General features: G+C 64.3%; 34 protein-coding genes. 29 read left to right on the top strand and 5 right to left on the bottom strand.

The genetic code is table 11. From position 1 onward, the window contains the following. The 13 genes from AC3A84_RS06575 to AC3A84_RS06515 all read left to right on the top strand — a co-directional run. On the top strand, window positions 1-76 hold a 76-nt coding region (locus tag AC3A84_RS06575), incomplete at its 5' end, for an EF-Tu C-terminal domain-related protein (protein ID WP_198556962.1). A gap of 24 nt (window positions 77-100) precedes the next feature. Then, window positions 101-412: a 30S ribosomal protein S10 gene (rpsJ, locus tag AC3A84_RS06570; protein WP_005796953.1), complete on the top strand. Its 312-nt coding sequence runs from the start codon at window positions 101-103 to the stop codon at window positions 410-412. A 265-nt stretch (window positions 413-677) separates the two neighbouring features. Further along, complete coding sequence (gene rplC, locus AC3A84_RS06565; protein WP_092940981.1) at window positions 678-1,352, top strand: 50S ribosomal protein L3; 675 nt, start codon at window positions 678-680, stop codon at window positions 1,350-1,352. Continuing rightward, the gene (gene rplD / locus AC3A84_RS06560) at window positions 1,352-1,972 is read left to right on the top strand and encodes a 50S ribosomal protein L4 (protein ID WP_092940980.1); all 621 of its coding nucleotides are present in this window, start codon (window positions 1,352-1,354) and stop codon (window positions 1,970-1,972) included. Before rplC ends, rplD begins: the two co-directional genes overlap by 1 nt. Further along, window positions 1,969-2,283, top strand: a complete 315-nt coding sequence (rplW, locus tag AC3A84_RS06555) for a 50S ribosomal protein L23 (RefSeq protein ID WP_056662449.1) — start codon at window positions 1,969-1,971, stop codon at window positions 2,281-2,283. Before rplD ends, rplW begins: the two co-directional genes overlap by 4 nt. Then, entirely contained in the window at window positions 2,284-3,108 is an 825-nt protein-coding gene (gene rplB / locus AC3A84_RS06550; protein WP_092940979.1) for a 50S ribosomal protein L2, read from the top strand. It abuts the gene before it with no gap. A 10-nt stretch (window positions 3,109-3,118) separates the two neighbouring features. Next, on the top strand, window positions 3,119-3,397 hold the full coding sequence (rpsS, locus tag AC3A84_RS06545; protein WP_024813777.1) for a 30S ribosomal protein S19: 279 nt from the start codon (window positions 3,119-3,121) through the stop codon (window positions 3,395-3,397). 9 nt (window positions 3,398-3,406) lie between these two features. Further along, a complete protein-coding gene (gene rplV, locus AC3A84_RS06540) occupies window positions 3,407-3,739 on the top strand; it encodes a 50S ribosomal protein L22 (protein ID WP_005796970.1) in 333 nt (110 codons plus the stop codon). 14 nt (window positions 3,740-3,753) lie between these two features. Beyond that, on the top strand, window positions 3,754-4,635 hold the full coding sequence (gene rpsC, locus AC3A84_RS06535) for a 30S ribosomal protein S3 (protein WP_092940978.1): 882 nt from the start codon (window positions 3,754-3,756) through the stop codon (window positions 4,633-4,635). Between the two features lie 2 nt (window positions 4,636-4,637). Further along, on the top strand, window positions 4,638-5,054 hold the full coding sequence (gene rplP / locus AC3A84_RS06530; RefSeq protein ID WP_056662458.1) for a 50S ribosomal protein L16: 417 nt from the start codon (window positions 4,638-4,640) through the stop codon (window positions 5,052-5,054). Between the two features lie 14 nt (window positions 5,055-5,068). Continuing rightward, a complete protein-coding gene (gene rpmC, locus AC3A84_RS06525; protein ID WP_056662461.1) occupies window positions 5,069-5,266 on the top strand; it encodes a 50S ribosomal protein L29 in 198 nt (65 codons plus the stop codon). 9 nt (window positions 5,267-5,275) lie between these two features. After that, window positions 5,276-5,545, top strand: coding sequence for a 30S ribosomal protein S17 (rpsQ, locus tag AC3A84_RS06520; protein WP_487968797.1), 270 nt, complete (start codon window positions 5,276-5,278; stop codon window positions 5,543-5,545). 254 nt (window positions 5,546-5,799) lie between these two features. Continuing rightward, window positions 5,800-6,306: a redoxin family protein gene (locus AC3A84_RS06515; RefSeq protein ID WP_487968796.1), complete on the top strand. Its 507-nt coding sequence runs from the start codon at window positions 5,800-5,802 to the stop codon at window positions 6,304-6,306. Window positions 6,307-6,593: 287 nt separating this feature from the next. Here AC3A84_RS06515 and AC3A84_RS06510 read toward each other — a convergent pair whose 3' ends face one another. Together AC3A84_RS06510 and AC3A84_RS06505 are read right to left on the bottom strand one after the other, a co-directional pair. Continuing rightward, window positions 6,594-7,037, bottom strand: coding sequence for a GNAT family N-acetyltransferase (locus AC3A84_RS06510; RefSeq protein ID WP_487968799.1), 444 nt, complete (start codon window positions 7,035-7,037; stop codon window positions 6,594-6,596). A 148-nt stretch (window positions 7,038-7,185) separates the two neighbouring features. After that, window positions 7,186-7,689, bottom strand: coding sequence for a peroxiredoxin family protein (locus tag AC3A84_RS06505; RefSeq protein WP_487968795.1), 504 nt, complete (start codon window positions 7,687-7,689; stop codon window positions 7,186-7,188). Window positions 7,690-7,958: 269 nt separating this feature from the next. On the opposite strand from AC3A84_RS06505, the gene AC3A84_RS06500 reads away from it, so the two are divergent. The 9 genes from AC3A84_RS06500 (at window position 7,959) to AC3A84_RS06460 (ending at window position 16,565) form a co-directional block, all read left to right on the top strand. Further along, entirely contained in the window at window positions 7,959-8,510 is a 552-nt protein-coding gene (locus AC3A84_RS06500) for a hypothetical protein (RefSeq protein WP_487968794.1), read from the top strand. A 93-nt stretch (window positions 8,511-8,603) separates the two neighbouring features. After that, window positions 8,604-9,059 (top strand): PTS sugar transporter subunit IIA, encoded by a 456-nt coding sequence (locus tag AC3A84_RS06495; protein WP_487968793.1) that lies wholly within the window; start codon window positions 8,604-8,606, stop codon window positions 9,057-9,059. Next, a complete protein-coding gene (locus tag AC3A84_RS06490; protein ID WP_487968792.1) occupies window positions 9,028-9,297 on the top strand; it encodes an HPr family phosphocarrier protein in 270 nt (89 codons plus the stop codon). The genes AC3A84_RS06495 and AC3A84_RS06490 overlap by 32 nt, the downstream gene beginning before the upstream one ends. Before the next feature lie 79 nt (window positions 9,298-9,376). After that, window positions 9,377-11,140 (top strand): phosphoenolpyruvate--protein phosphotransferase, encoded by a 1,764-nt coding sequence (gene ptsP, locus AC3A84_RS06485; protein WP_487968791.1) that lies wholly within the window; start codon window positions 9,377-9,379, stop codon window positions 11,138-11,140. Window positions 11,141-11,397: 257 nt separating this feature from the next. Continuing rightward, complete coding sequence (locus AC3A84_RS06480; protein WP_487968790.1) at window positions 11,398-12,555, top strand: SpoIIE family protein phosphatase; 1,158 nt, start codon at window positions 11,398-11,400, stop codon at window positions 12,553-12,555. 18 nt (window positions 12,556-12,573) lie between these two features. Beyond that, window positions 12,574-13,146 carry a SiaB family protein kinase gene (locus AC3A84_RS06475; protein ID WP_487968789.1) on the top strand — a complete coding sequence of 191 codons (573 nt, stop codon included), beginning with the start codon at window positions 12,574-12,576 and terminating at the stop codon, window positions 13,144-13,146. Window positions 13,147-13,177: 31 nt separating this feature from the next. Further along, window positions 13,178-13,567 (top strand): DUF1987 domain-containing protein, encoded by a 390-nt coding sequence (locus AC3A84_RS06470; RefSeq protein WP_487968788.1) that lies wholly within the window; start codon window positions 13,178-13,180, stop codon window positions 13,565-13,567. Then, on the top strand, window positions 13,567-14,325 hold the full coding sequence (locus tag AC3A84_RS06465) for a GGDEF domain-containing protein (protein WP_487968787.1): 759 nt from the start codon (window positions 13,567-13,569) through the stop codon (window positions 14,323-14,325). Before AC3A84_RS06470 ends, AC3A84_RS06465 begins: the two co-directional genes overlap by 1 nt. Further along, window positions 14,322-16,565, top strand: coding sequence for a putative bifunctional diguanylate cyclase/phosphodiesterase (locus tag AC3A84_RS06460; protein ID WP_487968786.1), 2,244 nt, complete (start codon window positions 14,322-14,324; stop codon window positions 16,563-16,565). Before AC3A84_RS06465 ends, AC3A84_RS06460 begins: the two co-directional genes overlap by 4 nt. Before the next feature lie 24 nt (window positions 16,566-16,589). Here AC3A84_RS06460 and lipA read toward each other — a convergent pair whose 3' ends face one another. From lipA to AC3A84_RS06445, 3 genes are read right to left on the bottom strand one after another with little or no spacing between them, the layout of a single operon-like run. Then, complete coding sequence (gene lipA / locus AC3A84_RS06455; protein ID WP_487968785.1) at window positions 16,590-17,579, bottom strand: lipoyl synthase; 990 nt, start codon at window positions 17,577-17,579, stop codon at window positions 16,590-16,592. 15 nt (window positions 17,580-17,594) lie between these two features. After that, window positions 17,595-18,287 (bottom strand): lipoyl(octanoyl) transferase LipB, encoded by a 693-nt coding sequence (lipB, locus tag AC3A84_RS06450; RefSeq protein ID WP_487968798.1) that lies wholly within the window; start codon window positions 18,285-18,287, stop codon window positions 17,595-17,597. A gap of 38 nt (window positions 18,288-18,325) precedes the next feature. Further along, window positions 18,326-18,655: a YbeD family protein gene (locus AC3A84_RS06445; protein ID WP_487968784.1), complete on the bottom strand. Its 330-nt coding sequence runs from the start codon at window positions 18,653-18,655 to the stop codon at window positions 18,326-18,328. A gap of 313 nt (window positions 18,656-18,968) precedes the next feature. Between AC3A84_RS06445 and AC3A84_RS06440 the strand changes: the two genes are divergently transcribed. The 7 genes from AC3A84_RS06440 (at window position 18,969) to atpG (ending at window position 24,201) form a co-directional block, all read left to right on the top strand. Beyond that, window positions 18,969-19,442: an ATP synthase subunit I gene (locus AC3A84_RS06440; protein ID WP_487968783.1), complete on the top strand. Its 474-nt coding sequence runs from the start codon at window positions 18,969-18,971 to the stop codon at window positions 19,440-19,442. 15 nt (window positions 19,443-19,457) lie between these two features. Beyond that, window positions 19,458-20,336: a F0F1 ATP synthase subunit A gene (gene atpB, locus AC3A84_RS06435; RefSeq protein WP_487968782.1), complete on the top strand. Its 879-nt coding sequence runs from the start codon at window positions 19,458-19,460 to the stop codon at window positions 20,334-20,336. A gap of 64 nt (window positions 20,337-20,400) precedes the next feature. Further along, window positions 20,401-20,649: a F0F1 ATP synthase subunit C gene (atpE, locus tag AC3A84_RS06430; protein ID WP_091458130.1), complete on the top strand. Its 249-nt coding sequence runs from the start codon at window positions 20,401-20,403 to the stop codon at window positions 20,647-20,649. A 34-nt stretch (window positions 20,650-20,683) separates the two neighbouring features. After that, the gene (locus AC3A84_RS06425) at window positions 20,684-21,154 is read left to right on the top strand and encodes a F0F1 ATP synthase subunit B (RefSeq protein WP_092940961.1); all 471 of its coding nucleotides are present in this window, start codon (window positions 20,684-20,686) and stop codon (window positions 21,152-21,154) included. 13 nt (window positions 21,155-21,167) lie between these two features. Further along, window positions 21,168-21,716 (top strand): F0F1 ATP synthase subunit delta, encoded by a 549-nt coding sequence (locus AC3A84_RS06420; RefSeq protein ID WP_487968781.1) that lies wholly within the window; start codon window positions 21,168-21,170, stop codon window positions 21,714-21,716. Window positions 21,717-21,759: 43 nt separating this feature from the next. Next, on the top strand, window positions 21,760-23,313 hold the full coding sequence (gene atpA / locus AC3A84_RS06415; protein ID WP_092940959.1) for a F0F1 ATP synthase subunit alpha: 1,554 nt from the start codon (window positions 21,760-21,762) through the stop codon (window positions 23,311-23,313). 18 nt (window positions 23,314-23,331) lie between these two features. Then, entirely contained in the window at window positions 23,332-24,201 is an 870-nt protein-coding gene (gene atpG, locus AC3A84_RS06410; protein WP_487968780.1) for a F0F1 ATP synthase subunit gamma, read from the top strand. Window positions 24,202-24,219: the final 18 nt, after the last annotated feature.

Here is a 24,219-nt window from a genome sequence, read left to right as displayed (position 1 = left end):
AGAAGGTCTGCGCTTCGCCATCCGTGAAGGCGGCCGTACCGTCGGCGCCGGCGTCGTGGCCAAGATCATTGCTTAATCGTTGAGCAAGAAGGAATCAGCCATGTCCAAGCAAAAGATCCGTATCCGCCTGAAGGCTTTCGATTACAAGCTGATCGACCAGTCCGCCGCCGAAATCGTTGACACCGCCAAGCGCACCGGCGCCATCGTCAAGGGCCCCGTGCCCCTGCCGACCCGCATGAAGCGCTTCGACATCCTGCGCTCGCCGCACGTCAACAAGACCTCGCGCGACCAGCTGGAAATCCGCACCCACCAGCGTCTGATGGACATCGTGGACCCGACCGACAAGACGGTTGACGCCCTGATGAAGCTCGACCTGCCGGCTGGCGTGGACGTCGAGATCAAGCTGCAGTAATCCATTGCAGCACAGGTGCCGCAAGGCGCCTGCGGCCGCCGCCGCAGCGATGCGTGGGGCGGTCATCCAACGCGGACTTGCCTGAAAAGGCAGTCCGCGTTATACTTTGTGGCTTCGCTTTTTCTGGCTCCTTTTGAGGGGCGGATAGGCGGAGTTTTATCAACCTTCTTTCGCGCACGCCGGTCAAGCCCGCAAGGTGCTTTTTCGCCCGTGCAAACGCTTTGGCCAATTGAAGTCGGAGCGGTGAAAGTTTTGGAGAAAACCAATGAGTCTGAGCAACTCCCTGGGGTTGCTGGGCCGCAAGGTGGGCATGATGCGTCTGTTCACCGATGACGGGGACGCAGTGCCCGTCACGGTGGTGGATGTGTCCAACAACCGCGTGACCCAGATCAAAACCCAAGAGAACGATGGCTACGTGTCCCTGCAGGTCACGTTCGGTTCGCGCAAGGCATCTCGCGTGACCAAGCCCGAAGCCGGTCACCTCGCCAAGGCGGGTGTGGAAGCCGGTGAAATCATCCGCGAATTCCGCGTCACCGCTGAAACCGCCGGCAAGTACGCCGCCGGTGCCGCCGTGCCCGTGGCTGACGTGTTCGCAGTGGGCCAGAAGGTCGATGTGCAAGGCACCTCGATCGGTAAGGGCTACGCCGGCACGATCAAGCGCCACAACATGGCTTCCCAGCGCGCATCGCACGGTAACAGCCGTTCGCACAATGTCCCCGGCTCCATCGGTATGGCACAAGACCCCGGTCGCGTGTTCCCCGGCAAGCGCATGACGGGTCATCTGGGCGACGTCACTGTCACCACGCAAAATCTCGACGTGATTCGTATCGACGAAGCACGCCAACTGCTCTTGATCAAGGGCGCTGTTCCGGGCTCCAAGGGTGGCTTCGTGACGGTGCGTCCCGCAGTCAAGGCCAAAGCCGCTGAAGGAGCGAACTAATGCAGCTCGAACTCCTGAATGACCAAGGCCAGGCCGCGTCGAAGTTCGATGCGCCCGAGACCGTGTTCGGCCGCGAGTACAACGAAGACCTGGTTCACCAGATCGTCGTCGCCTACCAGGCCAACGGCCGCCAAGGCACCCGCGCCCAGAAGGACCGCGAACAGGTCAAGCACTCGACCAAGAAGCCGTTCAAGCAAAAGGGCACCGGCCGCGCTCGCGCCGGTATGACCTCCTCGCCTCTGTGGCGTGGGGGCGGTCGCATCTTCCCGAACCTGCCTGAAGAAAACTTCACGCAGAAGATCAACAAGAAGATGTACCGCGCCGGCATGGCCGCCATCCTGTCGCAGCTGGCCCGCGAAGGCCGTCTGGCCGTGGTGGACTCGCTGAAGCTGGAAAGCCCGAAGACCAAGGTGCTCGCCGACAAGTTCAAGGCGATGAACCTGCAATCGGTGATGGTGATCGCCGATGAAGTGGACGAAAACCTGTACCTCGCCTCGCGCAATCTGAAGAACGTGTTCATCGTCGAACCGCGTTATGCAGATCCCGTGTCGCTGGTTCACTACAAGAAAGTGCTCGTCACCAAGGGTGCTATCGACAAACTCAAGGAGATGTTCGCATGAGCACGATCCAGTTTGACGAAGGCCGTCTGATGCAGGTGCTGGTTGCTCCCATCGTGTCCGAAAAGGCCACCATGGTTGCCGAGAAGTCCAACGCTGTGACGTTCAAGGTGCTGCAGAACGCTACCAAGCCCGAAATCAAGGCCGCTGTGGAATTGATGTTCAAGGTCGAGGTCAAGGGCGTCTCTGTGGTGAACACCAAAGGCAAGGCCAAGCGCTTTGGCAAGACGATGGGTCGCCGCGACAACGTGCGCAAGGCCTACGTGACGCTGAAGGAAGGCCAAGAGCTGAACCTGTCCGGGGAGGCCGCATAAATGGCAGTCATCAAGATGAAACCGACCTCGCCTGGCCAACGTGCCGTGGTGAAGGTCACGCGTGACCACCTGTACAAGGGTGATGCGTACGCTCCCCTGCTGGAACCCCAGTTCCAGAAGGCCGGCCGCAACAACAACGGTCACATCACCACCCGTCACAAGGGCGGTGGTCACAAGCACCACTACCGTGTGGTGGACTTCAAGCGCAACAAGGATGCGATCCCCGCCAAGGTCGAACGCATCGAGTACGACCCGAACCGTACGGCCCACATCGCTCTGGTGTGCTATGCCGACGGCGAGCGTCGCTACATCATCGCTCCGCGTGGCCTGGAAGTCGGCGCAACGCTGCTGTCCGGTTCGGAAGCCCCGATCCGCGCCGGCAACACGCTGCCGATCCGCAACATCCCCGTGGGTTCGACGATCCACTGCATCGAGCTCAAGCCCGGTGCCGGTGCTCAGATCGCCCGCTCGGCTGGTGCTTCCGCCACGCTGCTGGCTCGTGAAGGCACGTACGCCCAGGTGCGTATGCGCTCCGGCGAAGTGCGCAAGATCCACATCGAGTGCCGCGCCACGATCGGCGAAGTCGCCAACGAAGAACACAGCCTGCGCCAACTGGGCAAGGCCGGTGTGAAGCGCTGGATGGGTATTCGTCCCACGGTTCGCGGCGTCGCCATGAACCCGGTGGATCACCCGCACGGTGGCGGCGAAGGCCGTACCGGCGAAGGCCGCCATGCTGTCGATCCTTGGGGCAATCTGACCAAGGGTTATCGCACCCGCAACAACAAGCGCACACAGGTCATGATCGTGTCGCGCCGCAAGAAGTAAGGGATAACAAATGACTCGTTCTCTCAAAAAGGGTCCGTTTGTTGACCACCACTTGCTGGCTAAGGTCGAGAAGGCCATCGCCACCAAGGACAAGAAGCCAGTCAAGACCTGGTCGCGTCGCTCCATGGTTCTGCCCGAGTTCATCGGTCTGACCATCGCCGTTCACAACGGCAAGCAACACGTGCCGGTGTACGTCACCGACCAGATGGTGGGCCACAAGCTGGGCGAATTCGCCCTGACGCGCACCTTCAAGGGTCACCCCGCGGACAAGAAAGTCCAGAAGAAGTAAGGAACGACCATGTCTGAAACACGTGCAGTCCTCCGGGGCGTCCGTCTGTCGGTCGACAAGGGCCGTCTGGTCGCAGATCTGATCCGCGGCAAGAAGGTTGACCAAGCCCTGAACATCCTGACGTTCACGCAGAAAAAAGCTGCTGGCATCGTCAAGAAGGTTCTGGAATCCGCCATCGCCAACGCCGAGCACAACGACGGCGCCGATATCGACGAACTGAAGGTCAAGACCATCTACGTCGAGCAAGGCACCACGCTCAAGCGCTTCACCGCGCGTGCCAAGGGTCGCGGCAATCGCATCAGCAAGCCCACGTGCCATGTGTACGTGACGGTCGGCAACTAAGGGCTCGGAAGACTATGGGACAGAAAATCCATCCTACCGGCTTCCGCCTGGCGGTCAGCCGCAACTGGGCCAGCCGCTGGTACGCAAGCAACCGTGACTTCGCCGGCATGCTGGCCGAAGACATCAAGGTGCGCGAGTACCTGAAGGCTAAGCTCAAGAACGCCGCCGTCTCGCGCATCCTGATCGAGCGCCCGGCCAAGAACGCCCGCATCACCATCTACTCGGCACGTCCGGGCGTGGTGATCGGCAAGAAGGGCGAGGACATCGAGAACCTGAAGAAGGAACTCGCCTCCCGCCTGGGCGTGCCGGTCGCAGTCAACATCGAAGAAGTGCGCAAGCCCGAAATCGATGCCAAGCTGATCGCCGACAGCATCACGCAGCAGCTGGAAAAGCGGATCATGTTCCGCCGTGCCATGAAACGTGCGATGCAGAACGCCATGCGTCTGGGTGCCCAAGGCATCAAGATCATGTCTTCCGGCCGTCTGAACGGTATCGAAATCGCTCGTACCGAGTGGTACCGCGAAGGCCGTGTGCCACTGCACACCCTGCGCGCCGACATCGACTACGGCACCTCCGAAGCCAAGACCACCTACGGTGTGATCGGCGTGAAGGTGTGGGTCTACAAGGGCGACACGCTGGGCCGCAACGATCTGCCGGCTGCTGAGACGCCGCGCCCTGAAGAAGAGCGCCGTCCCCGCGGTCCGCGCCGTGACGGCCGCCCGGGTGGCGACCGTGCCGGTGCAGGCCGTGGCCCTCGCCGTCCCGTGGGTGCCAATGCGGCTCCCGCTGACGGCAGCGACAAGCCCGCCGGTGCCGGTGGCGCCGATAACACCGCCGTTAAGCGCGTTCGCAAGGTTGACGCGCCCGCTACAGCAGCGGACGGCAAAGGAGAATAAAGATGCTGCAACCCGCTCGCCGCAAGTACCGCAAAGAGCAGAAGGGCCGTAACACCGGCGTTGCCACTCGTGGCAACTCGGTCGCCTTCGGCGACTTCGGCCTGAAATGCACGGACCGTGGCCGCCTGACGGCCCGCCAGATCGAGGCCGCACGTCGTGCGATCTCCCGTCACGTCAAGCGTGGCGGCCGTATCTGGATCCGCGTGTTCCCGGACAAGCCGATCTCTACCAAGCCCGCAGAAGTGCGTATGGGTAACGGTAAGGGCAACCCCGAGTATTACGTGGCTGAAATCCAGCCCGGCAAGGTGGTGTTCGAGATCGTCGGTGTTCCCGAAGAACTCGCCCGCGAAGCGTTCCGCCTGGCTGCCGCCAAGCTGCCGCTGCGCACCACTTTTGTTGCCCGTCAGATCGGCGCTTGATCAGGAGAATTGAAATGACCAAAGCTGCTGAACTGCGCCAAAAAGACGTTGCCGGCATCGAAGCCGAAATCAAGTCCTTGCAAAAGGCTCATTTCGGTCTGCGTATGCAGAAAGCCACGCAACAACTGGCCAACACCAACACGCTGCGTATCACCCGTCGTGATATCGCCCGCGCTAAGACCATCCTTGCTGAAAAGCAAGCCGCCAAGTAAGGAGCGAACATGACGGAAGCTAAAAAATCCCTCAAGCGCACCTTGATCGGCAAGGTGGTCAGCGACAAGCGTCAGAAGACTGTGACCGTGCTGGTCGAGCGTCGTGTGAAGCACGAGCTCTACGGCAAGATCGTGGCCAAGTCGAGCAAGTACCACGCCCATGACGAAAAGGGCGAGTACAAGCTGGGCGACACGATCGAGATCACGGAAAGCCGTCCTCTGTCCAAGACCAAGAACTGGGTTGCGACCCGTCTGGTGCAAAAGGCCGGTCTGCTCTGATCCATCGCCGGCCCACAAGGCCCGATGGCTGCAAGGCCCCTGGAAACGACCCACAATGTGGGTCGTTTTTTCGTTTCTGGACGCCCTCTTTTCACGGCCTGCTTTTCTGACCTCCCGAACGTCTGTCGTCTTGGCTTCAGCCGGAGCGGTCGAGACGGGCAGCCGTGAAGACGGACTTCCGATGGCCCAGCCCTTGCGGCCCGGCGCTGCGTTTCTTTCGTGTGCTTCCCATTCCTCAACTCAAGGAGATTGCAATGATCAAAGTCGGTGACACCCTGCCCAGCGCCACGCTGATGGAATATTCCGAAGTCGAAGGCGGCGGCTGCAGCCTGGGCCCGAACCCGGTCGATGTGTCCCAGGCCGCTGCCGGCAAGACGATCGCGCTGTTCGCCGTGCCCGGCGCCTTCACGCCCACCTGCTCGGCCAAGCACGTGCCCGGCTACGTGGAGCAGGCCGAAGCCTTCAAGGCCGCTGGCGTGGATGAGATCTGGTGCCTGAGCGTGAACGACGCCTTTGTGATGGGCGCGTGGGCGCGTGACCAGAAGACTGACGGCAAGGTGCGCATGCTGGCCGACGGTGACGCTGCATTTGCCAAGGCCACGGGTCTCACGCTGGACCTGACGGGCCGTGGCCTGGGCCTGCGCAGCAACCGCTATTCGATGCTGGTCAAGGACGGCAAGGTGGCGGCGCTGAACATCGAAGCCCCGGGCAAGTTCGAGGTGAGCGACGCTGGCACGCTGCTGGCCCAAGCGAAGGGCTGATGGATCGCCAGCCTCTGGCATTGAAACCAAAAGCCCCGGCGCGCTTGATAGGTGCGTCGGGGCTTTTGTCTTTTTTCGCTTCGGTCCCCAAGGCGGGTCTGGGCCTCAAGGCGGTCCGGCGATGGGCGATCAGCCCACCTGTTGATGGATTTGCTATGAAGTTAATAGCTTCATGCGCTTGACCGAAAGGGGCTACAGCCTTGTTTGAGTGCGCATCGCCTGTTGTGGGCTGAAACGGTGTCAGGGCATCCGCACGCCGTGGCGCTGTCCGCTCCTGCGCGGAAATCTCAGTCGATGTCCGCCTTGAGATAGTGCGAGCCCTCCAATGGGCTGTGGTAATAGGGCGGAATTTCCTCGAAGCCCAGATCCGCATACAGCGCGCGGGCCGATTCCATGCCGTCCAGGGTGTCGAGCAGCACGCAGGCGTAGCCCGCCTGGCGCGCGGCGTCCAGCGCCGCTTCGGCCAACTGGCGGCCCAGGCCGAAGCCGCGGAAGGCCTTGCGCACGTAGAGTCGCTTCATTTCGCTGGCGTTGGGATAGTCCGCCGTGTCGAGCGGGCGCAGCGCGCAGCAGCCGGCGATGCTGCCGCCGACTTCGGCCAGAAGGAGTTGACCGCGGGGCGGAGCGTAATCGCCGGGCAGCGCAGCGAGTTCGGTCTCGAAGTCCTGGAAGGCCAGGTCCACGCCCAGGGACTCGGCATATTCACGGAAGATGTCCCGAACGACGTCCATGTGTTCGGGCAGGCTGGGTGTGATCAGGGAAACGTCAGGCGTCTGGTCCACGGGGAGCGAGCGGGCCGCAGCAGGCCCGCGTGCGTCGGAGAAAGAAGCTGCCAGTGTAGCGGCAGGGCCTGGCGAGGCCTGGCGGCGCCCGCCGGACTCAGGTCTCGGCCAGCAGACGTTCGATCAGCTTGTGCAGTTCGGGGAAATCGGGCGCGCCCACGTAGCTCTTCACGATCTCGCCGCGCTTGTTGACGATGAAGGTGGAGGGTGTGAGCTTGATGTCGCCCCAGGCCTGGGCGATCGCGCCAGTGTTATCAATGGCGACCTTGAAGGGTAGCTTGCGGCTGTCGGCGAAGTTCACGACGTAGCTGGGCGGGTCATAGCTCATGGCCACGGCCAGTGTGTCGTAGCCCTGGGCCTTGTATTTGTCGTGGGTGGCGATCAGCTCCGGCATTTCCCCCACGCAGGTCACGCAGCTGGTGGCCCAGAAGTTGACCAGTGTGACCTTGCCGCGCAGGTCGGCCATGGTCTGGCGCGTGCCGTCCAGCAACACGAAGGTCGAGGCCGGTGCGGCAGACGTGCCGGTGCCCAGAACGATCCAGCCCGCAACGGCGGCGCTGGCCGCCAGCGCGGCGCCTGCCAGCCAATGTGTGATGCGCATGTTCTTGACTCTCCCGTGGATGGTGGCGGATGAGCGGCCTGTGCCGCGGGTGCCGCTTCGCACCGCATGGCCGTCGATTGTGCCGCAGGGGCGCGGCTGGCTTTCGAGGCACAAGCGGCTCTGATTGGATGACATCGTGCGCTGCGAGTTCAATGCAGCGTGCGGGCGCAGGGCCTTCGGGTTGATCTGCATCAGGCGGCTGCCTTGCGGCGCGACCCGTGGGTTTTCACGCGGCTGCCGGCGTGGGGCTGCTGCTGATAATCCGGAGCATGCCCGGAAGCCGCGTCGTTGCCCTGTTCTGTCTGCTGCTGGCTGCCTGCAGCCCGGCGCTGAACTGGCGCGAGGTGCGGCTCAGTGGGGCCGCGATGTCTGCCCTGCTGCCTTGTAAGCCCGAGCATGCGGTCCGCGCAGTGGAGCTGGGTGCCGGCCGTCAATCCGATCTCGCACTGTGGAGCTGCGATGCTGACGGCGCGACCTTCGCCGTTTCGCACATGGCCGCGCCGGAGGCTGCCCGTGCCGATGCGTCCCTGCAGCAGTGGCGCGCTGCCGTGCTGGCCCGCCTGCGGGTGGCCCAGACCGCTGCGGCGGCCGCAGAGGCCACTGCGGCGCCCTTCGTGCCTGCGGGCTCGCTGGCGCTGCCCGCATCGCTGCGGATGCAGGTGGCCGGGCTGCGCGCCGATGGCCGCTCCGTCGTGGCCGATGCGGTATGGTTCGCCCGGCCGGAGGGCGGTGCGGTGCGGCTCTACCATGCCGTGGTTTACACCCCCGACGCGCGTCCACAGGCCGCCGACGCGTTCTTTGCAGGGTTGCAGGGGCGATGAGGGCGGCAGCGCGCGGGCTCCCGCAGGTAGATGCCGCGGCACCCCGCTGCGAGCGGTGGTGCGGCGCCATAATGCGTGTCACTCCCGCCTGCCATGAAAACGACGACGCGCATCTTTCTTATCGCCCATGCACCCCTGGCACACGCGCTGCGCGAATGCGCTTTGCATGTGTTCGCCGACTGCGCGGACGACGTGGTGGCCCTGGACGTCCATCCCAATGCGCCTCCCGAGGAGTCGCTGGCATCGGCACGCATCCTGATGGATCAGCAGGCCGAGCGTCCCACGCTGGTGCTCGCCGACGTGTTTGGCGCCACGCCTTGCAATGTGGCTCAGCGGCTGGTGGACGGCCAGCTTTCGCGGCTGGTCTGCGGGGTGAACCTGCCCATGCTGCTGCGCGCGGTCTGCTATCGCAACGAGGCGTTGGACGCGCTGGTGTCGCGCGCCGTGGTGGGGGGTACTCAGGGTGTCATGCAGGTGGCCATCTCGGCGCCCCAGAATCAGATTCGACGGTCTCACAATGATCAAGAAACCTATCACCATCAGCAATAAGCTCGGCCTGCACGCCCGGGCATCGGCCAAGCTCACCAAGCTGGCGGGGAGCTTTCCGTGCGATGTCTGGCTGTCCAAGGGCGAGCGGCGCATCAATGCCAAGAGCATCATGGGCGTGATGATGCTGGCCGCGGGCCTGGGTTCGGTGGTCGAGCTGGAGACTGATGGGCCGAGTGAGGCAGAGGCCATGGATGCGCTGGTCGCGCTGATCGACGGCAAGTTCGGCGAAGGCGAATGATGCGCAGGCAGCGGGCCTTGCGAACTGGGGTGCCACCCGCGGAGGCCCGCGCGGAGGGCGCAGCCGGCAGGGCAGCTGCATGACCTTTTCCATCCACGGCCTTCCCGTCTCGCGCGGCATCGCCATTGGCCGCGCGGTGCTGGTGGCGTCCAGCCGCGTCGATGTGGTGCATTACTTCATTGATGCCGACCAGGTGGCGGCCGAGATCGTGCGCGTGCGCAATGGGCGCAACGCGGTGATCGAGGAGCTGCAGCGCCTGCAGGCCGAGATGCCGCCCGATGCCCCGCACGAGCTGGGGGCGCTACTGGACGTGCACCTGATGCTGCTGCAGGACGAGGCGCTGGTCAGCGGCGTCAAGCACTGGATCACGCAGCGGCTCTACAACGCCGAGTGGGCACTGACCACGCAGCTGGAGATCATCTCGCGCCAGTTCGACGAGATGGAGGACGAGTACTTGCGCGAGCGCAAGGCCGATCTGGAGCAGGTGGTCGATCGCATCCTGCGCCACATGAAGGGCGTCGCGGCCAGCCCCGTTGCCGCGCCGCCGGTGGCCGCACGCCGCCAGCCGGCGCAGGATCTGCTGCTGGACGACAAGGTGGACGTGCCCCTGGTGCTGGTGGCGCACGACCTCTCGCCCGCCGACATGCTGCAGTTCAAGCGCAGCGTGTTCGCGGGTTTCGTGACCGATGTGGGGGGCAAGACATCGCACACCGCCATCGTCGCGCGCAGTATGGACATTCCTGCCGTGGTGGGCGCGCGCGCCGCCAGCCAGCTGGTGCGGCAGGACGACTGGGTCATCATCGACGGCGATGCGGGGGTGGTCATCGTCGATCCCTCGCCGATCATCCTGGCCGAATACGGATTCCGGCAGCGCCAGGGATCGCTGGAACGCGAGCGCCTTTCGCGCCTGCGGCACACGCCGGCGGTCACGCTCGATGGCCAGGCGATCGAGTTGCTGGCCAATATCGAACAACCCGCGGATGCGGCGGTCGCGGTGCGCGCCGGCGCCGCAGGCGTGGGACTCTTTCGCAGCGAATTCATGTTCATGGACCGCTCGGGCCCGCTGCCCGACGAAGAGGCCCAATACCAGGCCTACCGCGAAGCCGTGGAGGGCATGCAGGGCCTGCCCGTCACGCTGCGCACCATCGACGTGGGCGCCGACAAGCCGCTGGACAAGAGCCACAAAGACACTCACCTGAACCCCGCGCTCGGACTGCGCGCCATCCGCTGGAGCTTGGCTGATCCGGCCATGTTCCGCACCCAACTGCGGGCGGTGCTGCGTGCCGCTGCGCACGGGCCGGTGAACCTGCTCTTTCCCATGCTCGCGCATGTCAGCGAGATCCGCCAGACGCTCGCGCAGGTGGAGCTGGCGCGCGCCGAGCTGGACGCGAGAGGCACGCCTTACGGTCCAGTGCAACTGGGCGCCATGATCGAAGTGCCGGCGGCCGCGCTGATCGTGCGCAGCTTCCTGCAGTACTTCGACTTTCTCTCCATCGGCACCAACGACCTGATCCAGTACACCCTGGCCATCGACCGGGTGGACGAGGCGGTGGCGCATCTCTATGACCCGTTGCATCCAGCCGTGCTGCGTTTGGTGGCCGACGTGATCGCCGCAGGCCGCGCGCAGGGCAAGAGCGTTTGCGTCTGCGGTGAGACAGCCGGTGATGTGACGATGACGCGCCTGCTGCTGGGCCTGGGCCTGCGAAGCTTCTCCATGCACCCGGCGCAGATCCTGGCCGTCAAGCAGGAGGTGCTGCGCGCAGACACCCGCAAGCTGGCCGTCTGGGCCGAGCAGGTGCTGGCGTCCGACGACCCTGCGGCCCTGCTTCAGGCATCTGCCTGATGCTATACATTGGATAGCATCAGGCGATTGACCTGCAAGGGCTTAAGGCCCATTGGGTCTTAGGCGCCGCTGGCTTTGGCGTGGGGGTGTGCGCCAGATCGAGTGCCTGGCGATGTCATGTGACTGTCACGAACATGCCATGAACGGTAGTTAACATTTGCTGACACTACCTGCTGCCCTCTATGTCCGCAAACTCCGAGTACCTGAGCAGCTTCCGGCCCCGGTTTCGTCAACCCAGTGCGGCGGATCTGTGCAGCATGGTTCCTTGTATGACTGCCGACCAGACCAACGAACAGGTCATGGACGTCTTCGGCAAGCACCGGGATCTGGTCAGTCTGCCGGTCGTCGAGGGCGCGCAGCCGATCGGCCTCATCAACCGCAACATCTTCCTCTCCCAGATGAGCAAGCCGTTCCGCATGGAGCTGTACGGCCGCAAGAGCTGCATCGCCTTCATGGACAAGGAGCCGCTGATCGTCGATGCCGCCCTGGACATTGAAGCGCTGACCTTCCGCACCGTCGAGTGCGGTGAAAAGGCCATGTCCGACGGCTTCATCATCACCGACCGCGGCGCTTATGCCGGCGTGGGGCACGGGCTGCAGCTGATGCGTGTGGTGGCCGACATGCAGGCCGCGCGCAACCGGCAGATCATGCACAGCATCGAATACGCGAGCGTCATCCAGCGCTCCACGCTGCGCAGCTCGCTCGACGCCCTGGCGCGCGTCTGCCCCGGCGCCCACCTGGTCTGGGAGCCGCGCGACGTGGTGGGCGGCGACTTCTACCAATTCAGCACCGAAGCCGACGGCTGGAGCGCGACCGTGGCCGACTGCACGGGGCACGGCGTGCCGGGCGCGTTCATGACGCTCATCGCCTCGACCAATCTCAGCCAGGCGATCAAGCAGCACGGCCCGCGCGATCCGGCGGTGCTGCTGGGCAGTGTCAACCGCAGCATCAAGCAGATGCTCGGCCAGCTCGACGACAAGGATTCCACGCCCGGCTCCGACGACGGCATGGACGCCGCCTGCTTCTGGTTCGAGCCTGCGCAGGGCCGGCTGGTGTTCGCTGGTGCGCGCCTCTCGCTCATGCTGGTTCGCCCGGGTGCCGACACGGTGGAGTTCGTGGAGGGTCAACGCAAGGGCATCGGCTATGTGGACAGCGACTTCGACTATGTCTGGAGCAATCAGGAACTGATCTTGCCCCCCGGGACGCTGGTCTTCATCTGCACTGACGGTCTGATCGACCAGGTGGGCGGACCGCGTGCGATCGCGCTCGGCAAGCGCCGGGTGCGCGAGGTGCTGTTCGAGCACCGCGCCCGCACGCCCGCAGAGATCAATGGCGCCGTGCTCGACGCACTGACGGCCTGGCAGGGCGAGCACCACCGCCGCGACGACCTGACTTTTTTCTGCTTTCGTACTTGATTGAGACGGACACTTGACATGCCCTCCAACCAGATCGCCGACAAATACGGCTCCTTTTTCCAGCTGGCCCGCCAGCACCAGGTCATCTTCTATTACGTGGGCTACTTTTCCCAGCACATCATCGCCGCCATGGCCGATGCGGTGAAGCTGCAGCTGGAAGTGGCCGGCGTGGCCGGGCCCACGCGCCGCAAGCTCTTCTCTTCGTTCGTGGAAATGGCGCAGAACATCGTCCACTATTCCGCCGACGCGCTCACGCCCGCCACGCAGGACAACGCCGAGTTGCGCCATGGCTCGGTCTGCATCCGCCGCGAGGCTGACGGCAGCTTCACGGTGGTGTGCGCGAATCCGGTCGAGCCCCGCATCGCCGATGAACTGCAGGGCAAGCTGGATACGCTGCGCAGCATGACGCTCGATGAGATCAAGCAGGCCTACCGCCAGACCCTGCGCGACGAGACCCCCGAGGGCAGCAAGGGGGCGGGCATGGGCTTTCTCACCATGGCGCGTGACGCCCGCCAGCCCCTGGAGTTCGACTTCGACCCTGCTCAGGAGCCCGGACAGACCCCCGTGTTCTATTTGAAGGCCGCAATCTGACCGTGCCCGCCGGGCTCGTATCGAGACACAGATGGACAACCTCTACATTGCCCCGACTCCCAGTTCACCCGAGGTCGACTTCAAGTTCGACGCCCATTCCCTGAGCCTGCGCGGCGAGTCGTATCCCGAAAACGCTGCGGCGTTCTACGGCGGCATCCTCACGCAGCTCAAGACCTATCTGGCGGAGCAGTCAGGCAGCAAGATCGAGGTGAGCATTGCGCTGGCCTACTTCAACAGCTCCAGCACGAAAATGCTCTTCAACCTGATCGAAGCGTTGAACGATGCGGCCAGCGAGGGCAACGAAGTGGTGGTGCACTGGTACCACGACGAAGAGGACGACACCATCCTCGAATTCGGCCAGGAGCTCAGCGAAGACTTTCCCGCCCTGCGCTTCACGACCCATCCCGTGAGCGCGGCTTGATGCACACCCCCGCTGCCGCGCCGCCGGATCTGTTCGACGCGGAACACCAGGCCCTGGAGGCCGCGCGCAGGGCCCATCAGGCCCATGACGCATGCCAGCCCACCTCGTGCCACCAGGCGCTGGGCGATTTGCTGGTGGCGTATGAAAAGCTGCTGCGCGAGACGCGCCGACTGGTGCGCCGCAGCGACCGTGCCGAGCTGGAGATGAATCGGCTGAACATGCGCCTGCAGGACTTGGCGGCGCAGCTGGAATTTCGCGCCAACCACGATCCCCTGACCGGCGTGCTCAACCGCGCGGCCATCATCGAGCAGGTCAACGGCCAGCTGCGGACCCGGTCGCTCGCGCTGATCGTCCTCGACATCGACTTTTTCAAACGCATCAACGACAGCTTCGGCCACCCGGTGGGCGATCGTGTCATCCTCGGCGTGGTGGCCTGCCTGAAGGCCATCGTGCCGCCTGCCGCGCAGGTCGGCCGCGTTGGAGGGGAGGAGTTCACCGTGGCGCTGCCGGGTGAAAGCCGGGAGCTGGGCATGCACGTCGCCGAGTCGCTGCGCCGTGCCATCGAGATGCACCCCTTCGATCTGCCTGATGGCAGCAGCGTCACGGCCAGCTTCGGCCTGAGCTGCGTGCCTGCGGGCAGCAGCTTTGACAGTGCCTATGGACAGGCCGACGAGGCCCTCTACGCGGCCAAGCGCAGCGGGCGCAACCGGGTGTGTTTCTGTGCTGCAGATGCAGTGCAGACCGGCGTCGCGGCATGAGACATCAGCCTCCTGTCGGCTGGCCGGCGGCGGAGGTCTGCTCCCCGCTCGCAGCGGGCGAACCCGGCGAGGCGCAGGGCTGGTGCGTCCTCGTCGTCGATCGCGACCCCGAGGTGCATGGCGCAGTGCGCGGCGCGTTGCAGGGGCGGCATATCCGGGGCCGCGCGCTCGCCTCCCTGCATGCTCATTCTCTGGCCGAGGCGTACGCGTTGTTGCCGGGCCTGCAGGCGGGGCGCCGCGCGCAGGGGCTGGTGTTGGTGCTGCTCGACGCTACCCTGCAGGCGTCGGAACACCAGCCGGACGCGCATGGCCCTGCCGAACCCTCCGTGCTAGCCCTGGCCGACCGACTCCGTTTCATGGCGGGCCTGGAGCACATTCGTATCGTGCTGCGCACGGCGGGTTTCGATCAGACGCCGGACGCCGAAACGCTGCTGCGCCATGGCATCCATGATGACCGTTCCAAGCCCGAGCTCACGCGCGAGCGGCTACTGGCGCTCGTCGCCAACGCACTGCATGCGCGCCAGCAACTGCAACTGGCCCATTTCAGCTGCCGTAGCCTGGAACGGGTGGTGCGGGCCAGCGCGTCTTTGCTGGAGGCCGCCAGCCCGGGCGACTTCGCCGAGGGCGTGATCGACCAGCTCGCCACTGTGCTGGGCTGCCCCCCCGATGGCGTGGCCTGCGTGCAGGCCAGCGCGCAGGCTGAGCCGCTGGTGCTGGCCGCGACCGGGCGTTTCGCCTGCGCGGCGCTGGGCCACCCGGAGCTGGCACTGGTGCGCGAGTCGCTGGAGCGTGGTGCGCATATCCAGCGCGGCGACGGCGCGCGGGTGTTCTACATCGGCCGCCGGAGTGCGCCGGGCATGGCCGTATTCATGCACCCGGGCGCCGATGTGCCGACCCAGGCCGGCACCGCACTGCTCGATGCTTTCTGCGCGCACCTGTGCATCCTGCTACACAAGCATGGCCTACTCACGCGGCTGCACGAGCAGGCGTATTACGACCCCCTGGTAGGCCTGCCCAACCGCGTGCGCTTCGTCGAAAAGGTGGACGAATGCGCGCGTCAGGGGGTGCGCAACCACGTTCTCGCGCTGTTCGACATCGACGACTTCAGTGCCACCAACGACGTCATGGGCCACCGCTTCGGCGATCGGCTGCTGCAGCAGGTGGCGGACCGCCTCACGCAGGCGCTGCCTTCGGACGTGCTGCTGGCACGGCTGGGCGCTGACACGTTCGGCGTGCTGGGCAGCGCGCAGCAGGTGTTGCCCGAGCGGGTGCTGGAGGGCGTACGCCAGCCGCTCACCGTGGATGGCCTGACCCACAAGGTGTCGCTCACCTGCGGCTACGTGCGCCTGCCGGAGGCGCCGCAGGCGGGCACCGATCTGGTCAAGGACGCGACCATCGCCCTCAAGCGCGCCAAGCGGGACCACCGGGGCCACCATCTCGAGTATTCGGAGCACATGGGGGCGGAAGCGCGCGCCCGGGCGCTGTTGGTATCGGACCTCCGGGCGGCGATCGACCAGGAGCAGCTGTTTCTCGTCTATCAGCCGCAGCTGGATCTGACGACCCGCGCGCTGGTGGGACTGGAGGCCCTGCTCCGCTGGCGCACGGAAGACGGCACCCTGGTGCCGCCCGACCGTTTCATTCCGGTGGCCGAGCATTCGGGCCTCATCGTCACCCTGGGCCAGTGGGTACTGTCCAACGCCTGCGCCGCGATGCGCGAGCTGCTGGATGCGGGGCTCGCGCCGCGTCGCATGGCCGTGAACGTGTCTGCCGTGCAGCTGCAGGACCCCGGCTTCTTCGACATGGTGCGCGCAGCGCTCGCGCGCAGCGGGCTGCAGGGCGTGCATCTGGAGCTGGAGATCACCGAGTCCGTCGCCGCTCTGCCGACGCAGCTGCTCGAAGCGACCCTGTCGCGGCTGCGTGCCAGCGGCGTGTCCATCGCCATCGACGATTTCGGCACCGGGTATTCGTCGCTCAGCTACCTGGAGCGCCTGCCGCTGGACCGCATCAAGATCGACCGCGCGTTCGTGCGCAACCTGGGCCAGTCCCATGGCGCGCGTATCGCTGAAATGGTGGCGCAGCTCGGCCGCAAGCTCGGGCTGCAGGTGCTGGCAGAAGGCATCGAGGACACTGCCGCGTGGCAGGCCATGATGGAGATGGAGTGCCACGAAGGGCAGGGCTATTACATCGCCCGGCCCATGGAAAAAAGCCAGCTCTTCAGCTGGCTTCGTCTGCGGCAATAGGGGCTGCGGGAGGCGCTTGGCTCCTCAGCTGGCCGTGACCCCGGCGGCGTGAGCCTGCTGGTCGGCGTGGTAGCTCGATCGCACCATCGCGCCCACGGCAGCGTGGGTGAAGCCCATCTTGTAGGCCTCTTCCTCATACATCTTGAAGGTATCGGGATGCACGTAGCGGCGCACGGGCAGGTGGCTGTTGGAGGGCGCCAGGTACTGGCCGATGGTCAGCATGTCGATGTCGTGCGCGCGCATGTCGCGCATCACCTGCAGGATCTCCTCGTCCGTCTCGCCCAGGCCGACCATGATGCCGCTCTTGGTCGGCACGCCGGGGTGCAGCGCCTTGAACTTCTTGAGCAGGTTCAGGCTGAACTGGTAGTCAGAGCCCGGCCGGGCCTCCTTGTAGAGGCGCGGCGCGGTTTCCAGGTTGTGGTTCATCACGTCGGGCGGCGCGGCCTTGAGAATTTCCAGCGCGCGGTCGTCGCGGCCGCGGAAGTCGGGCACCAGGATCTCGATCTGCGTCTGGGGCGAGAGCTCGCGGATGTTCTGGATGCATTCCACGAAGTGGCCGCTGCCGCCGTCGCGCAGGTCGTCGCGGTCCACGCTGGTGATGACCACGTACTTCAGGCGCAGCGCGGCGATGGTGCGGGCCAGGTTCAGCGGCTCGTCCTTGTCGAGAGGGTCCGGGCGTCCATGGCCCACGTCGCAGAACGGGCAGCGGCGCGTGCACTTGTCGCCCATGATCATGAACGTCGCCGTGCCCTTGCCGAAGCACTCGCCAATGTTGGGGCAGGAGGCTTCCTCGCAGACCGTGTGCAGCTTGTGCTCGCGCAGGATGTCCTTGATCTCGTAGAAGCGCGTGGTGGGCGAGCCCGCCTTCACGCGGATCCATTTCGGCTTCTTGAGCACCTCGCCCTGCTCCACCTTGATCGGGATGCGCGACAGCTTGGCCGCGGCCTTCTGCTTGGCCAGTGGGTTGTAGGTGGCAGAGGATTGCGCTTCGCGCACGACTTCGGGAGTGCTCATGGCAGGTCTTGGAGATCAGGGCGCGAGGCGCGTGGCAAGCTGCCCCGCCAGCACGGCGGCGGCTTCGTCCCAGGTGGTTTGGACCCCGATTGTAGAAAGGTCCACCGTGGCCAGGCCCGCGTAGCCGCAAGGGTTGATGCGGGAGAAGGGCTCCAGATCCATGTCCACGTTCAGCGCGACGCCGTGGTAGGTGCAGTGCCGGGTCACCTTGATGCCCAGCGCGGCGATCTTTCCCAGGCCGGTGAAATCGGGCGCCGGCGCTGCGCCAGGTGCGCCCACATGCTGGGGGCGCTGCGGCAGCAGCGCATGGCTGGCAGGGTCGTCCAACCGCACGTAGATGCCGGGCGCTCCCGCCACGCGGTGGCCCGTCACGCCGAAGTGGGCCAGCGTACGGATGACGGCCTCTTCGATGCGATAGACGTATTCCTTGACGAAATAGCCCGCACGCCGCAGGTCGATCAGTGGATAGGCGACGACCTGACCGGGGCCGTGGAAAGTCACCTGGCCGCCGCGATTTGTGGCGATGACGGGGATGTCAGCGGGTGCCAGAATGTGATCTGATTTGCCTGCTAGCCCTTGTGTGTAGAGCGCAGGGTGCTCGCAAATCCATAGCGTGTCGGGCGTGCCCCCGTCGCGCTCCTGCGTGAAGCGTTGCATGGCCTGCAGCGTCGCGTGGTAATCGACGCGACCCAGCTGCCGCAACTCCATGGGCATGGAGGGCATGGCCTGGGGGCTGCCGGGGTATGTCAGAGCACCACCTTGACCATGGGGTGCGACGAGAGCGCGCGGTACAGGTCGTCGAGCTGCTCTCGGCTGGTGGCCGTTACGGTGATGGTGACGCCCAGGTAGTTGCCCGCCCGGCTGTCGCGCAGCTCAATGGTGGAGGCGTCAAAGTAGGGGTCGAAGCGCTTTGCGATCTCGGTCACCGCATGCACGAAGCCATCGACCTTCTGGCCCATGACCTTGATAGGGAACTGCGAGGGGTATTCGATCAGCGAGTCCTTGCGGCTGTCGCCGGGGCTAACGGCCTCGGACGGGGGGCTGGAAGGTGCGGGTGGGTTGGAAGGCTGGTTCATATCGAAAAGTGTTCTGCAGGCGCGCGCTGGCTGGGCAGGGCCACAAAGGCCCTGCACTGCACCGGGATTGTGCGGCAGCCGACAGCGTGACGCGTCACCATGCGGGGCTGTCATGGTCGCTCGGGTTACTGTGGCGGGGGGTGTCGCGGGAGAGAATGCCCGCCAGTGATTCAAACTGCGCCGGCCCGCCGCTTGGCGAGGCCAAGCCGGGCAAGCATCAGCATCGCGGGGCATTGCGGACCTGCGTGGGTTTCTACTTATAATCAGGGGCTTTGTAAAAAGTTTCAGTCTCCAGCTCGGGCGCCAATCAAAGATGAAAACAAACGCTCCCGAAACCGAAGCTGAGGTTGATGGCGCCGAGTTCAAGCCCCTGACCGCCCTTGAGGCGCAGCAGTGGCGGCAGCGCAATCCTCCGGTGTCCATCTGGCGGATCGTGTTTCTGCAGGCGCTGGTCGGGCTGGTCGTTGCTCTGGTGGCGTGGCTCATGTCCGGCAGGTCTCATGTGGCATGGTCGGCCGCCTATGGCGCGTTGGCCGTCGTCGTTCCGGCAGCCCTGTTCGCGCGGGGCATGGCGCGTCAGCGGGTATCCGCGGGTGCTGCGCTGGTCGGCATGTTCGGTTGGGAGTTGGTGAAGATTGCATTGACCGTCGCCATGCTGGCGGCGGCGCCGCGGCTGGTGCCGGGGCTCAGCTGGCTGGCCTTGCTGGTCAGCATGGTGGTGACGATGAAAACGTACTGGATCGCACTCATGGTGCGGCCCGGTGTCCGCAAACCGGTTGATATTTGAGAGAAGAGTTGTCCGATGGCCGCAGAAGCGCACGCCCCGACTGCCAGTGAATACATCGTTCACCACTTGCAGCATCTCCAGAACATCAAGCAGAAATCCATCGTCGATTTCGGCGTGGTGAACTACGACTCCGTCATCGTGGGGTTGGTTCTCGGTTGTCTGGCTCTGTTCGTTTTCTGGCTGGCAGCCCGCAAAGCGACGTCGGGCGTGCCCGGCCGCTTCCAGGCCGCCGTGGAAATCCTGGTCGAAATGGCTGACAACCAAGCCAAGGCCAACATCCACAACGCCGAAAGCCGCAAGTTCATCGCCCCGCTGGCGCTCACCATCTTCGTCTGGATCTTCCTGATGAATGCCATGGACATGCTGCCGGTCGATCTGCTGCCCGCCATCTGGGCCCAGATCTACGGTGCGGCCGGTCACGATCCGCATCACGCCTATCTGCGCGTCGTGCCCACGGCTGATCTGTCCACCACGCTGGGCCTTTCCTTCGCCGTGCTGATCCTGTGCCTGTACTACAGCGTCAAGATCAAGGGCCTGGGTGGCTGGGCTCACGAACTGGTCACCGCTCCGTTTGGTACCAGCAAGAATCCTGTCTTCGCCCTGATCCTGGGCGTGGTCAATCTGCTCATGCAGATCATTGAATACGTTGCCAAGACGGTTTCGCACGGTATGCGACTGTTCGGCAATATGTACGCTGGTGAGTTGGTGTTCATGCTGATTGCCCTGATGGGCGGTGCTGCTGCCATGTCGCTTTCCGGTGTGTTGCTCCCCGTGGGGCACATCATTGCAGGCTCGATCTGGGCGATCTTCCACATCCTGGTGATCACCCTGCAGGCCTTCATCTTCATGATGCTTGCGCTGATTTACCTCGGCCAGGCGCATGACGCTCACTGAGTCGTTTGTCTCTTTCTCTTTCTCTTTCCTTTAACTTTTCTTTCTTTTCATCCTAGGAGTCATCATGGAAAACATTCTCGGTCTCGTCGCTCTGGCTTGTGGTCTGATCGTGGGTTTGGGCGCTATTGGCGCTTCGATCGGTATCGCTCTGATGGGTGGCAAGTTCCTCGAAGCTTCTGCTCGCCAGCCCGAACTGATCAACGAACTGCAAACCAAGATGTTTATCTTGGCCGGTCTGATCGACGCTGCCTTCCTGATCGGCGTGGCCATTGCTCTGCTGTTCGCTTTCGCCAACCCCTTCGTCCTGGCCTAAGCTCCGTTCAACGCCCAAATAGAAAGGTGTTGCCGTGAGTATCAACGCGACCCTGTTCGTTCAGGCCATCGTCTTCCTGATCCTGGTGCTGTTCACGATGAAGTTCGTGTGGCCCCCGATCGCGAAGGCGCTGGATGAGCGAGCCCAGAAAATCGCCGATGGCCTCGCTGCCGCCGACCGCGCCAAGTCCGAGCTCACCGCTGTGAACCAGCGCGTGGAGAAGGAACTGGCCCAGACGCGCAACGAGACGGCATCGCGGATTGCGGACGCCGACCGCCGCGCTCAGGCCATCATCGAAGAAGCCAAGGCCCGGGCCACGGAAGAAGGCAACAAGATCCTTGCCGCCGCCCGTGCCGACGCCGAGCAGCAAACCATCCAGGCCCGCGAAGCCCTGCGCGAGCAGGTGGCGACCCTGGCCGTGAAGGGTGCCGAGCAGATCCTCCGCAAGGAAGTCAATGCCGGCGTCCATGCTGATCTGCTGAACCGCCTGAAGACCGAGCTGTAAGGAGCGCGCAACCATGGCAGAACTCGCCACCATTGCCCGCCCCTACGCGGAAGCGCTCTTCAAGGCCTGCACTTCCTCCACGTCCGGTGCCGACCTGAGCAGCACCGTGGCCTGGGTGGAAGAAGTGGCGGCGATTGCCGCCAACCCGCAACTGCGCCAGCTCGCAGACAACCCCAAGGTGACGGACGACCAAGTGTTCGACGTCATCGCGGGTGTCGCTCGCAGCCCGCTGTCCGATGCCGCCCGCAACTTCCTGCGCGTGGTCATCGACAACGGCCGTGTGGACGCCTTGCCCGAAGTGGCGGCGCAGTTTCGCGCGCTGGTCAATCAGCGCAACGGTTCTTCCGATGCCGTCGTGTACAGCGCATTTCCGCTGAATTCCGACGCATTGGCAGGCCTGGATGCAGCGCTGGAAAAGCGCTTCGGCCGCAAGCTGAGTGTCGCCTCGGTCCAGCTGGATGAGTCCCTGATCGGCGGCATTCGCGTAGTGGTGGGTGACGAGGTGCTGGACACCTCCGTCAAAGCCCGTCTGGAACAAATGAAAGCGGCCCTCACTGCGTAAGCGGCTTGAGGTCTAGGCTAACCAAAGAAAGAAGGAAAGAGTCATGCAACTCAATCCCGCAGAAATTTCTGAACTGATCAAGAGCCGCATCGAAGGTCTGGCAGCGAGCAGCGACATTCGCAACCAGGGCACCGTGGTGTCGGTGTCGGATGGCATCGTGCGCGTGCATGGCCTGTCGGACGTGATGCAGGGCGAAATGCTCGAATTCCCCGCCACCAAGGACGGTCAGCCCTCCTACGGTCTGGCGCTGAACCTCGAGCGCGACTCCGTCGGCGCCGTGATTCTGGGCGAGTACGAGCACATCTCCGAAGGCGACACCGTCAAGTGCACGGGCCGCATCCTGGAAGTGCCCGTGGGCCCCGAACTGGTGGGCCGCGTGGTGAACGCCCTGGGCCAGCCGATCGACGGCAAGGGCCCGATCAACGCCAAGCTGACCGACGTGATCGAAAAGGTCGCTCCCGGCGTGATCGCACGGAAGTCCGTGGACCAGCCGCTGCAGACCGGTATCAAGTCCATCGACGCGATGGTGCCCGTGGGCCGTGGTCAGCGCGAGCTGATCATCGGTGACCGCCAGACCGGCAAGACGGCTGTTGCCATTGACGCCATCATTGCCCAGAAGGGTCAGGGCGTGACGTGTATCTACGTCGCCATCGGCCAGAAGGCTTCCTCCATCAAGAACGTCGTGCGTGCCCTGGAGCAAGCCGGCGCGATGGAATACACGATCGTGGTGGCCGCATCGGCCTCCGAATCGGCTGCCATGCAGTACGTGTCGGCCTACTCCGGCTGCACGATGGGCGAGTACTTCCGCGACCGCGGCGAAGACGCCCTGATCGTTTATGACGACCTGTCCAAGCAAGCCGTGGCCTACCGCCAGGTATCGCTGCTGCTGCGCCGCCCGCCAGGCCGCGAAGCCTACCCCGGCGACGTGTTCTATCTCCACAGCCGCCTGCTGGAGCGTGCCGCCCGCGTGAACGCCGACTACGTCGAAGCCTTCACCAAGGGTGAAGTCAAGGGCAAGACCGGTTCGCTGACGGCTCTGCCGATCATCGAAACGCAAGCCGGCGACGTGTCCGCCTTCGTTCCTACCAACGTGATCTCGATCACGGACGGCCAGATCTTCCTGGAAACCAGCCTGTTCAACGCTGGTATCCGCCCCGCCATCAACGCCGGTATCTCGGTGTCGCGCGTCGGTGGTGCAGCCCAGACGAAGATCATCAAGAGCCTGTCCGGCGGTATCCGTACCGACCTGGCCCAATACCGTGAGCTGGCTGCGTTCGCGCAGTTCGCCTCCGACCTGGACGAAGCCACCCGCAAGCAGCTGGATCGCGGTGCCCGCGTGACCGAACTGCTCAAGCAAGCCCAGTACAGCCCCCTGCCCATCTCGCTGATGGGTGCCACGCTGTTCGCGGTGAACAAGGGCTTCATGGACGACATCGAAGTGAAGAAAGTGCTCGAGTTCGAACACGGTCTGCACCAGTTCCTGAAGACCAGCCATGGCGCTTTGCTCGCCAAGCTGGAACAGGCCAAGGCGATGGACAAGGATGCTGAAGCCGAGATGTCGGCTGCCGTTACCGCGTTCAAGAAGTCGTTCGCCTAAACCGGACGAGGAAACCTCATGGCAGCAGGCAAGGAAATACGCGGCAAGATCAAATCGGTGGAGAACACCAAGAAGATCACCAAGGCCATGGAAATGGTGGCCGCATCCAAGATGCGCAAGGCGCAGGACCGGATGCGCGCTGCCCGTCCCTACAGCGACAAGATCCGCAACATCGCGGCCAACCTCGGCAAGGCCAACCCGGAATACGTGCATCCCTTCATGAAGGAGAACACGGAAGCCAAGGTGGCCGGCATGATCGTCGTGACCACCGACAAGGGCCTCTGCGGCGGCATGAACACCAACGTGCTGCGCGCCGTGACGACCCAGTTGCGCGAGCTGCAGTCCGCTGGCGTGTCGGCCGAGGCCGTGGCCATCGGCAACAAGGGTCTGGGCTTCCTGAACCGTGTCGGCGCCAAGGTGGTTTCCCATGTCACCGGGCTGGGCGATACGCCGCATCTCGACAAGCTGATCGGCCCCGTCAAGGTGCTGCTGGACGCTTATGCCGAAGGCAAGATCAACGCGGTGTACCTGTGCTACACCAAGTTCATCAACACCATGAAGCAGGAGTCGGTGGTGGAGCGATTGCTCCCCCTGTCTTCAGCGCAGATGCAGGCCGACTCCACCGAGCACGGCTGGGATTACATCTACGAGCCCGATGCGCAGAGCGTCATCGATGAGCTGCTGGTTCGCTACGTCGAATCGCTGATCTATCAGGCCGTGGCAGAAAACATGGCGTCCGAGCAGTCTGCTCGGATGGTTGCCATGAAGGCCGCCACCGACAACGCTGGCAGCGTCATCGGCGAGTTGAAGCTGGTCTACAACAAGACGCGCCAAGCTGCGATCACGAAGGAACTGTCCGAGATCGTGGCCGGTGCCGCCGCTGTGTAAGCAGCTCGACAGACAAAC

It is taken from the genome of Paracidovorax sp., from assembly GCF_057642795.1.
This window is presented reverse-complemented; position numbering and strand designations above follow the sequence as displayed.

Excerpts from the sequence above, each read along its gene's own strand:
- AC3A84_RS06420 (WP_487968781.1), top strand. The coding sequence starts at position 21,168 with ATGGCAGAACTCGCCACCATTGCCCGCCCCTACGCGGAAGCGCTCTTC.
- ptsP (WP_487968791.1), top strand. The coding sequence starts at position 9,377 with ATGACCTTTTCCATCCACGGCCTTCCCGTCTCGCGCGGCATCGCCATT.
- rplB (WP_092940979.1), top strand. The coding sequence starts at position 2,284 with ATGGCAGTCATCAAGATGAAACCGACCTCGCCTGGCCAACGTGCCGTG.
- AC3A84_RS06500 (WP_487968794.1), top strand. The coding sequence starts at position 7,959 with ATGCCCGGAAGCCGCGTCGTTGCCCTGTTCTGTCTGCTGCTGGCTGCC.
- rplW (WP_056662449.1), top strand. The coding sequence starts at position 1,969 with ATGAGCACGATCCAGTTTGACGAAGGCCGTCTGATGCAGGTGCTGGTT.
- rplV (WP_005796970.1), top strand. The coding sequence starts at position 3,407 with ATGTCTGAAACACGTGCAGTCCTCCGGGGCGTCCGTCTGTCGGTCGAC.
- AC3A84_RS06505 (WP_487968795.1), bottom strand. The coding sequence starts at position 7,689 with ATGCGCATCACACATTGGCTGGCAGGCGCCGCGCTGGCGGCCAGCGCC.
- rpsC (WP_092940978.1), top strand. The coding sequence starts at position 3,754 with ATGGGACAGAAAATCCATCCTACCGGCTTCCGCCTGGCGGTCAGCCGC.
- AC3A84_RS06440 (WP_487968783.1), top strand. The coding sequence starts at position 18,969 with ATGAAAACAAACGCTCCCGAAACCGAAGCTGAGGTTGATGGCGCCGAG.
- AC3A84_RS06480 (WP_487968790.1), top strand. The coding sequence starts at position 11,398 with ATGGTTCCTTGTATGACTGCCGACCAGACCAACGAACAGGTCATGGAC.
- rplP (WP_056662458.1), top strand. The coding sequence starts at position 4,638 with ATGCTGCAACCCGCTCGCCGCAAGTACCGCAAAGAGCAGAAGGGCCGT.
- atpE (WP_091458130.1), top strand. The coding sequence starts at position 20,401 with ATGGAAAACATTCTCGGTCTCGTCGCTCTGGCTTGTGGTCTGATCGTG.
- AC3A84_RS06465 (WP_487968787.1), top strand. The coding sequence starts at position 13,567 with ATGCACACCCCCGCTGCCGCGCCGCCGGATCTGTTCGACGCGGAACAC.
- rplC (WP_092940981.1), top strand. The coding sequence starts at position 678 with ATGAGTCTGAGCAACTCCCTGGGGTTGCTGGGCCGCAAGGTGGGCATG.
- AC3A84_RS06460 (WP_487968786.1), top strand. The coding sequence starts at position 14,322 with ATGAGACATCAGCCTCCTGTCGGCTGGCCGGCGGCGGAGGTCTGCTCC.
- atpG (WP_487968780.1), top strand. The coding sequence starts at position 23,332 with ATGGCAGCAGGCAAGGAAATACGCGGCAAGATCAAATCGGTGGAGAAC.
- atpB (WP_487968782.1), top strand. The coding sequence starts at position 19,458 with ATGGCCGCAGAAGCGCACGCCCCGACTGCCAGTGAATACATCGTTCAC.
- rpsS (WP_024813777.1), top strand. The coding sequence starts at position 3,119 with ATGACTCGTTCTCTCAAAAAGGGTCCGTTTGTTGACCACCACTTGCTG.
- AC3A84_RS06490 (WP_487968792.1), top strand. The coding sequence starts at position 9,028 with ATGATCAAGAAACCTATCACCATCAGCAATAAGCTCGGCCTGCACGCC.
- atpA (WP_092940959.1), top strand. The coding sequence starts at position 21,760 with ATGCAACTCAATCCCGCAGAAATTTCTGAACTGATCAAGAGCCGCATC.
- AC3A84_RS06495 (WP_487968793.1), top strand. The coding sequence starts at position 8,604 with ATGAAAACGACGACGCGCATCTTTCTTATCGCCCATGCACCCCTGGCA.
- rpsQ (WP_487968797.1), top strand. The coding sequence starts at position 5,276 with ATGACGGAAGCTAAAAAATCCCTCAAGCGCACCTTGATCGGCAAGGTG.
- AC3A84_RS06510 (WP_487968799.1), bottom strand. The coding sequence starts at position 7,037 with ATGGACGTCGTTCGGGACATCTTCCGTGAATATGCCGAGTCCCTGGGC.
- AC3A84_RS06445 (WP_487968784.1), bottom strand. The coding sequence starts at position 18,655 with ATGAACCAGCCTTCCAACCCACCCGCACCTTCCAGCCCCCCGTCCGAG.
- AC3A84_RS06475 (WP_487968789.1), top strand. The coding sequence starts at position 12,574 with ATGCCCTCCAACCAGATCGCCGACAAATACGGCTCCTTTTTCCAGCTG.
- rplD (WP_092940980.1), top strand. The coding sequence starts at position 1,352 with ATGCAGCTCGAACTCCTGAATGACCAAGGCCAGGCCGCGTCGAAGTTC.
- rpmC (WP_056662461.1), top strand. The coding sequence starts at position 5,069 with ATGACCAAAGCTGCTGAACTGCGCCAAAAAGACGTTGCCGGCATCGAA.
- lipA (WP_487968785.1), bottom strand. The coding sequence starts at position 17,579 with ATGAGCACTCCCGAAGTCGTGCGCGAAGCGCAATCCTCTGCCACCTAC.
- lipB (WP_487968798.1), bottom strand. The coding sequence starts at position 18,287 with ATGGAGTTGCGGCAGCTGGGTCGCGTCGATTACCACGCGACGCTGCAG.
- AC3A84_RS06515 (WP_487968796.1), top strand. The coding sequence starts at position 5,800 with ATGATCAAAGTCGGTGACACCCTGCCCAGCGCCACGCTGATGGAATAT.
- AC3A84_RS06470 (WP_487968788.1), top strand. The coding sequence starts at position 13,178 with ATGGACAACCTCTACATTGCCCCGACTCCCAGTTCACCCGAGGTCGAC.
- rpsJ (WP_005796953.1), top strand. The coding sequence starts at position 101 with ATGTCCAAGCAAAAGATCCGTATCCGCCTGAAGGCTTTCGATTACAAG.